We start from the raw sequence: 4019 nt of genomic DNA, 5'->3' as shown, positions 1-4019 counted from the left end.
AATGGTTTAATTAGCTTTCCTCGTTACAGATACCCGGGAATGCAGGATATAAAACACGAAAACTTTGTACCTTGCGTAAGCGAAAATACCAAGGTTTTTAGCTGAAAGCAGTCGAAAATGCAAAAAACCGCTGAGAAATACCCAGACTCAGCGGCTTTTATTGTTATTTAACGGATGTTTTTCTGTATCAAACAACTCCAGGTCTTTTAAGAAATGATTAACGTAAACCCAACCAATTGCCCCTAGTAACCCTATAAATGGAGCCAATGCTACTGTAAGCCTTAAAGTTGAGGGAACAGTGAGATTAGATTGTTTCATGATAACTACATCCTCCTTTTATGTTCCTTCACTAGTTGTTCGACTTTTTCCTTCTTCCGCCAATTGCTCCCATGTTTCACCACCGTTTTCCGTGTAAAAAATGTCGCGCTCCATGGTAGTTACCATAATCGTGTCTTCTGATTGAGGATTCTGTGATAAATAACTAAGGGCGTCTTCGGACTTCACTGCTGGTGCCGGTATGTCAGCTTCCGATTCCCCGGATGTATTTATGACCTTTAATCTCGTCTCTTCTTCTGTTCCTTCAGCGACCAGGAGCTCACCGCCGCTATGTGAAAACGTTATAGCCGGAACAGGCGAGCCACTGAGGACTTGTTCAAACGAATCACCAGCATCTTCCGAGAGGAACGCACCTTCCGTTGTGCTCAGAGCAATCACACTCTCCTCCTCAGGGTGAGCCGCAATGGCGATCACCTCTCCAGACACTCCAGTCATATCACCCTTGTTCCATTCCTGTCCTTCGTCGAGGGTCCTATGTAGACCAAGCTCGTCCATACTTGAATTGGGTTCCGGGTTGATAACATAAATCGCGTCTGAGTGATATCCGGCTGACATTAAATGAAAATCGATTTCTCCTTCTAATGCAAGCAACTCAATGGACTCTCCTCCATCCGTGCTCTTTATCAAACCAAACGGGTTTTCGTAATCCGTTTGCATTGAGGGATGCCCACTGCTATAAAAGCCATTGGCGGTCATTGTGAACCCCATAAAGTCGTGCTGGTCATCCTCCACTACGCTCCAAGTTCCGTTTTCGAAGACTCGCAGCCCGTCATGAGCTGGAATATAGGCTCTTTGGCCATCCTCTGTAAAACCGAGGCCGTGGATGTGGGTGAATTCGACTTCTGTCCCCTCTGTCTCCTCAGGATTCTCTTGGCACCCGCTAATAACAACCAGTGCTGAAAGACTTAGGGTCAATGGAAATAACTGTCTCATGAATGTCTTCCTTTCCGTTTTTTCATCTGTAAAAATAGAACGTAGATGATGGCTCCTACAAATAGCGGAACCCCCATCCAGAAACAAATTCGAAGCAGGAGATGAAGATAAGAAGGAACATCAGCAGAAGCAGATATCATACCGGACATGACCAGACAATGCAGGCCAAGAATAATAAGAACCGAAGCAATCATCCAATCCCTTCTTTTCATTCATCTCCCTCCCTTGCTTCTGGAAAACTTAGCGTAAATGTTGTTCCTTTTCCGAACCTACTTTCTACATGAATCGTTCCATATTGAAGTTCGGTCAGTTGTTTTACGATCGCAAGACCCAGCCCCGTCCCCCCGAGATCACGTGCCCTCGACTTTTCCACCCGATAAAAACGCTCGAAAATGTAGGGAAGCTCTTCCGGCACAATGCCTATTCCAGTATCTGAAACGGTGGCTTTAACCCTTTCGCCTTCTGTACAAACTTTCACCAAAATATGGCCTTTTTCCGTGTAGCTTACTGCGTTTTTTAACAGATTGGTGAAGATTTGTTCAATGCGAAAGCCATCTGCCACAATCAGCTGACTCCCTTCCTCTATCTCTAAACGCAGGGCAATCCCTTTTTTCGTCGCTTCTGCTTCTACTTTCGCTGCCGCACTTTGGGCAGCGTTCTCCACCTGCACGAGTTCAAGCTCTAATGGGAAGCTCTCTTCCTCCATTCGCGATAGCTCAAACAAGTCATGGACTAACCGGTTCATTCGTTGTGCTTCCTCATGAATGATGCTAATAAATTGCTGCTTTTCTACTTTGTTCTGGTAACGTCCCGTCTTTAAAGCATGACTGTACCCCTGTAGGTAAGATAACGGGGTGCGAAACTCGTGGGACACGTTTGAAAAAAATTCTTGCCTGCTGCTGCGGTACCTTTTCAGTTCTTGAGCCAGCTCATTCATAGAATTGGAGAGAGAGCCTAGTTCATCTCTTGTCGTTACGGGTAGCTCCACTTCTAAGTCTCCTCTCGCCATTCTGCGAGCCGCTTTCTCCATCGCTTGAAGCGGATCGGAAAGTTTCTTTGAAACGATAAATGTGAAACCAAAGGCGAGGAGAAGGGCCCCAACACCTGACAGAATTAGAGCATTTCGTACTTGAACCGCTGAATTACCCATCAAATCTGATGGAGAAAAAATATAGATTTCGCCAGCATTAACTGAGTCGCTTGGAACTGGTTTCCGGGAATAAAAGTAGTCCTGTCCATTCACCGTATCAGTGAAACTCCCCCTTGTTCCCTGAGCTGGTAACCTTTCTCCCAATGCAAATTCATTTATTCCCGAATTTCCCACGACGTTTCCATTTTCATCAAGTATCACAACTTCTTGCACTGTCTCACTTGCCATCGATTTTACAAGCAACGCTATATTGGATTCATCAATTCCGGCAAGAAGCACTGCATACTGAGAAGCCCTCTCTTCTGTCTCCTCCTGTATATGAGCGTAATTAAAGTTTGTAAATATCTGGTTTAGCACAAAACCAAGTGGAAGTAACACGATCATAAACAAGGCCATAATCGAACCGCCAAGCTTGAAAAAAATGGTATTCATTCATTACTGTCCTTCCGGTGAATTAAACTTGTACCCGACCCCCCACACGGTTTTAATCGGGTTGAATGGAAGACCACCGTTTTTCAGCTTAATTCGGATGTTTTTGATATGAGTGTCAATCGTCCGAGGACCATGCCCTTCGCTCATTGAAAAGATTTGCTCCATGATATTTTCTCTTGTGTACACACGTTCCGTACGTTTTGCCATCAAATAGAATATATCAAATTCCTTCGATGTAAGTTCAACTGGTTTTCCTGCTATTTTCACTTCATACAAATCAGGGTTAATGAGTAATTCTTGGAATACAACCTTACGGGAATCTTCGGTTGACAGCCTATGCTTTCTTCTTAGCAATGCGTTCACCCGTGCAACGAGTTCTTCTGGCGCAAATGGTTTGACTAAATAATCATCCGCGCCAAGATTAAGCCCTTTCACTCGGTCCTCCACGTCTGTTTTAGCCGTAAGCATAAGTATGGCTGTCTCCGCACCTGTGCGACGAAGCCGCTGGCACACTTCCCAGCCATCTGTGCCCGGCATCATAATATCTAAAATCAGCACATCGTATACTTGCTGCTGTACTTTGTTCATGGCTTCCATTCCAGAACTTGCCTCGTCTAAGTGATACCCTTCGCTTGTTAAATAGACACGAACCAATTGCCGCATATTTCGTTCATCATCCACTATTAGAATGCGTTTCTCCACCATTCTCTCCTCCCATTCACTCCTCCTTGTACAGTCTAACGTACAAATGTGTGATTTCCATGAAGAAAGGTTTTTTAGGATCTGCACCGTCTCTATTTAGAATTCAGGGGATAGGTTTACATGGCCAATCCAACTCTTGGCTATGTAACCATTATTTCAAAGGACATTTTGGCACAAGCGGTGCTGGAAACTTTCCTCACTATCCACAATCGGTTGGTGCTTTATCCTGGGAATTGAATCATCTCCATGAGCTTCTGCTCTTAGATCAAATAAATGTAAGTACTTTCATTTTGCTCAGCTTGCCACTCTCCATACAGAGTTCCTCTTATATAAAAGTGAAAACAATAGCCGAGAAAGTCTCATTCCCGGCTATCCGTTTTTTACTCCCCAGTTTTGGAGAAGTGATTCACTCGTTCTCCGATTTCATCTCGCACACGTTGGAAGAATGCCCATTTTTCTTCTTCCG

At 44.4% G+C, this 4019-nt stretch carries 5 protein-coding genes and 1 pseudogene; all 6 read right to left on the bottom strand.

Translation table 11 applies throughout. From position 1 onward, the window contains the following. Positions 1–147: 147 nt before the first annotated feature. Positions 148–318, bottom strand: coding sequence for a hypothetical protein (locus AVZ68_RS20430; RefSeq protein ID WP_157404763.1), 171 nt, complete (start codon positions 316–318; stop codon positions 148–150). An 18-nt stretch (positions 319–336) separates the two neighbouring features. After that, a complete protein-coding gene (locus AVZ68_RS19360) occupies positions 337–1269 on the bottom strand; it encodes a F510_1955 family glycosylhydrolase (protein ID WP_059106218.1) in 933 nt (310 codons plus the stop codon). Then, positions 1266–1481, bottom strand: a complete 216-nt coding sequence (locus AVZ68_RS19355) for a hypothetical protein (RefSeq protein ID WP_059106217.1) — start codon at positions 1479–1481, stop codon at positions 1266–1268. Before AVZ68_RS19355 ends, AVZ68_RS19360 begins: the two co-directional genes overlap by 4 nt. Next, positions 1478–2851: a HAMP domain-containing sensor histidine kinase gene (locus AVZ68_RS19350; RefSeq protein ID WP_059106216.1), complete on the bottom strand. Its 1374-nt coding sequence runs from the start codon at positions 2849–2851 to the stop codon at positions 1478–1480. The genes AVZ68_RS19355 and AVZ68_RS19350 overlap by 4 nt, the downstream gene beginning before the upstream one ends. A 3-nt stretch (positions 2852–2854) precedes the next feature. Further along, positions 2855–3556, bottom strand: coding sequence for a response regulator transcription factor (locus tag AVZ68_RS19345; protein ID WP_180316741.1), 702 nt, complete (start codon positions 3554–3556; stop codon positions 2855–2857). Positions 3557–3933: 377 nt separating this feature from the next. Next, positions 3934–4019 (bottom strand): annotated as a pseudogene (locus AVZ68_RS20805) (arsenate reductase); the annotation flags it as partial.

The organism is Shouchella shacheensis (assembly GCF_001484965.1).
GTDB classification, from domain to species: Bacteria; Bacillota; Bacilli; order Bacillales; family Bacillaceae_D; genus Shouchella; species Shouchella shacheensis.
The sequence above is the reverse complement of the archived record's forward strand: the minus strand, read 5'-3'. Positions and strand labels throughout refer to the sequence as shown.